This window comes from Glutamicibacter uratoxydans, assembly GCF_006539925.1.
Classification (GTDB): Bacteria; Actinomycetota; Actinomycetes; order Actinomycetales; family Micrococcaceae; genus Glutamicibacter; species Glutamicibacter uratoxydans.
Window position 1 is genome coordinate 1 of the sequence record NZ_BJNY01000040.1, and the last position, 4275, is coordinate 4275.

The window sequence follows — 4275 nt, forward strand, 5'->3', positions numbered from 1 at the left end:
TCTCTGCGGCCCACACCCGCCTCCGAGGAGCAAGTCCTCATCACGGGGCAGGCCCCCCTTCTTCCGAAGTTACGGGGGCATTTTGCCGAGTTCCTTAACCATGATTCTCTCGATCGCCTTAGTATTCTCTACCTGATCACCTGTGTCGGTTTAGGGTACGGGCGGACTGGGACCTCGCGCCGATGCTTTTCTAGGCAGCATAGGATCACCGAATCACCCCACAAACGGGGCGCCTATCAGGTCTCAGAACATATGAGCGGCGGATTTGCCTACCACTCTTCCTACACCCTTGGACCAGGTCAATTCCATTGCCTGGCTCGGCTACCTTCCTGCGTCACACCTGTTAATACGCTGACCTCACAACATCGGTTCCCACCACATCAACCAACAAAACACCCGAAGGCATTAGCGCCAGTCTCCGTCATGGTTAGCATCAACTGCTCAGTATGGGCGGTCCTTCGCCGGTACGGGAATATCAACCCGTTGTCCATCGACTACGCCTGTCGGCCTCGCCTTAGGTCCCGACTAACCCAGGGCAGATTAACTTGACCCTGGAACCCTTGATCATTCGGCGGACGGGTTTCTCACCCGTCATTCGCTACTCATGCCTGCATTCTCACTCGTATAGCGTCCACCACTGGTTTCCACCGCAGCTTCACCCGCTATACGACGCTCCCCTACCCATCCAAACGTCCAATCGAAACCAGACAAAAATTTGAATGACGCAACTTCGGCGGTGTGCTTGAGCCCCGCTACATTATCGGCGCGGAATCACTTGACCAGTGAGCTATTACGCACTCTTTCAAGGGTGGCTGCTTCTAAGCCAACCTCCTGGTTGTCACAGCAACTCCACATCCTTTCCCACTTAGCACACGCTTAGGGGCCTTAGTTGGCGTTCTGGGCTGTTTCCCTCTCGACTATGAAGCTTATCCCCCACAGTCTCACTGCTGCGCTCTCACTTACCGGCATTCGGAGTTTGGCTAAGGTCAGTAACCTTGTAGGGCCCATCGCCTATCCAGTAGCTCTACCTCCAGCAAGAAACACGCAACGCTGCACCTAAATGCATTTCGGGGAGAACCAGCTATCACGAAGTTTGATTGGCCTTTCACCCCTACCCACAGCTCATCCCCTCCATTTTCAACTGAAGTGGGTTCGGTCCTCCACACGCTCTTACACGCGCTTCAACCTGGCCATGGGTAGATCACTTCGCTTCGGGTCTAGACCGTGCCACTCAAACGCCCTATTCAGACTCGCTTTCGCTACGACTACCCCACACGGGTTAACCTCGCGACACAGCACTAACTCGCAGGCTCATTCTTCAAAAGGCACGCCATCACAACCACAAGGGCTGCTCTAACGGATTGTAAGCACACGGTTTCAGGTACTATTTCACTCCCCTCCCGGGGTACTTTTCACCATTCCCTCACGGTACTGATTCACTATCGGTCATCAAGTAGTATTCAGGCTTACCAGGTGGTCCTGGCAGATTCACACAAGGTTTCACGGGCCCCGTGCTACTCGGGAATCAACAAAAGAACGGCGGCACGCATTACACCTACGGGACTATCACCCTCTCTGGTCCGGCATTCCAACCGATTCACCTATACGCCCGCACCTCATCCCACCAGCGTAGATAGAACTGGTAACATGCTGACCCCACAACCCCGATGATGCAACGCCTATCCGCTATCACACACCAACCGGTTTAGCCCCATCCGCGTTCGCTCGCCACTACTAACGGAATCACTATTGTTTTCTCTTCCTGCGGGTACTGAGATGTTTCACTTCCCCGCGTTCCCTCCACACAGCCTATACATTCAGCTGCAGGTCACACCACATAACATGGTGCGGGGTTCCCCCATTCGGAAATCCTGGCCTCAACGTCCGGTTATCGACTCCACCAGGCTTATCGCAGATTCCCACGTCCTTCATCGGCTCTTGATGCCAAGGCATCCACCGTGCGCCCTTAAAAACTTCAACACAAAATCAAAGTTCCTCAACGAATTGAGCACTAAAACAATCAACAAAAATCACAACAAACAAGACTCAAACACCACCAACACCCAGGACAGGCGCCAATGACTCATCTTGTCTGCAAGATGCTCGCGTTCACTATACAGTTCCCAAACAACAACCCCACACCCCCACACCACACTCCCTCAGACCAGCCATCAAGGCCAACCCTTCAAGGACTGCGTGCAGCAGACACAGGACAAACACCGAAACACCAAGCCCCAACCACAACCACCCACAAAGAATGATCCCAGTCAGGAGGCTTGTTGCCTCAAAACCCAACAGTGCGCCAAACACATCCGTCACCACCACACCAGCTGCAATCCCTTCCAACAAACCCCACAGGGCCTGCGTACTAAACACCACAACCAACACAGCAACAACCATGCCAACACCACCACACCCCACACCAACCACCGAATAGCAGCTAATCTGAGACATGTTTTCCAGGTGTTAAGTTCATCAATATTCCACCCTTGAGCAACCCACCCAAACAACACTCGTGCTTGGCATGGGCAACCAAAATTGGTTAGCTCCTTAGAAAGGAGGTGATCCAGCCGCACCTTCCGGTACGGCTACCTTGTTACGACTTAGTCCCAATCGCCAGTCCCACCTTCGACGACTCCCCCCACACAAGGTGGTTAGGCCATCGGCTTCGGGTGTTACCAACTTTCGTGACTTGACGGGCGGTGTGTACAAGGCCCGGGAACGTATTCACCGCAGCGTTGCTGATCTGCGATTACTAGCGACTCCGACTTCATGGGGTCGAGTTGCAGACCCCAATCCGAACTGAGACCGGCTTTTAGGGATTAGCTCCACCTCACAGTATCGCAACCCATTGTACCGGCCATTGTAGCATGCGTGAAGCCCAAGACATAAGGGGCATGATGATTTGACGTCATCCCCACCTTCCTCCGAGTTGACCCCGGCAGTCTCCCATGAGTCCCCACCACTACGTGCTGGCAACATGGAACGAGGGTTGCGCTCGTTGCGGGACTTAACCCAACATCTCACGACACGAGCTGACGACAACCATGCACCACCTGTGAACCAGCCCCGAAGGGAAGGACTATCTCTAGCCCGGTCTGGAACATGTCAAGCCTTGGTAAGGTTCTTCGCGTTGCATCGAATTAATCCGCATGCTCCGCCGCTTGTGCGGGCCCCCGTCAATTCCTTTGAGTTTTAGCCTTGCGGCCGTACTCCCCAGGCGGGGCACTTAATGCGTTAGCTACGGCGCGGAAAACGTGGAATGTCCCCCACACCTAGTGCCCAACGTTTACGGCATGGACTACCAGGGTATCTAATCCTGTTCGCTCCCCATGCTTTCGCTCCTCAGCGTCAGTAAATGCCCAGAGACCTGCCTTCGCCATCGGTGTTCCTCCTGATATCTGCGCATTTCACCGCTACACCAGGAATTCCAGTCTCCCCTACATCACTCTAGTCTGCCCGTACCCACCGCAGATCCGAGGTTGAGCCTCGGACTTTCACGGCAGACGCGACAAACCGCCTACGAGCTCTTTACGCCCAATAAATCCGGATAACGCTTGCGCCCTACGTATTACCGCGGCTGCTGGCACGTAGTTAGCCGGCGCTTCTTCTGCAGGTACCGTCACTTTCGCTTCTTCCCTACTGAAAGAGGTTTACAACCCGAAGGCCGTCATCCCTCACGCGGCGTCGCTGCATCAGGCTTTCGCCCATTGTGCAATATTCCCCACTGCTGCCTCCCGTAGGAGTCTGGGCCGTGTCTCAGTCCCAGTGTGGCCGGTCACCCTCTCAGGCCGGCTACCCGTCGTCGCCTTGGTGAGCCATTACCTCACCAACAAGCTGATAGGCCGCGAGTCCATCCCCCACCGATAAATCTTTCCACCACCCACCATGCGGTAGGAGGTCATATCCGGTATTAGACCCAGTTTCCCAGGCTTATCCCAGAGTCGGGGGCAGGTTACTCACGTGTTACTCACCCGTTCGCCACTAATCCACCAAAGCAAGCTTTAGCTTCATCGTTCGACTTGCATGTGTTAAGCACGCCGCCAGCGTTCATCCTGAGCCAGGATCAAACTCTCCATAAAAAACAAAAAGCCACCACAACCCCATCGGAAAAAGACAAGGCCACACGTGGTGATAAATCCTGGCGAATAAAAACACTCGAAACAACACACGGGGGTGTGTCATTCCAAGCAAAATGTTTCGTATTCACCAAACAAAAAATAATTTGGTATCAACAAACTTGGCACACTATTGAGTTCTCAAACAACAAACACT

The 4275-nt window shown here is 53.9% G+C and carries 1 protein-coding gene and 2 rRNA genes; all 3 read right to left on the reverse strand.

What is annotated here, in order from left to right; all coding sequences use genetic code 11:
• Positions 1-1980 (reverse strand): 23S ribosomal RNA (locus AUR04nite_RS17700); the annotation flags it as partial.
• Between the two features lie 132 nt (positions 1981-2112).
• Positions 2113-2454: a hypothetical protein gene (locus AUR04nite_RS17705; protein ID WP_141367630.1), complete on the reverse strand. Its 342-nt coding sequence runs from the start codon at positions 2452-2454 to the stop codon at positions 2113-2115.
• Between the two features lie 100 nt (positions 2455-2554).
• Positions 2555-4082 (reverse strand): 16S ribosomal RNA (locus AUR04nite_RS17710).
• Positions 4083-4275 lie beyond the last annotated feature (193 nt).

What these genes read in the sequence shown, in the direction of transcription:
- AUR04nite_RS17705 (WP_141367630.1), bottom strand. Translation starts at nt 2,454, where the DNA reads ATGTCTCAGATTAGCTGCTATTCGGTGGTTGGTGTGGGGTGTGGTGGT.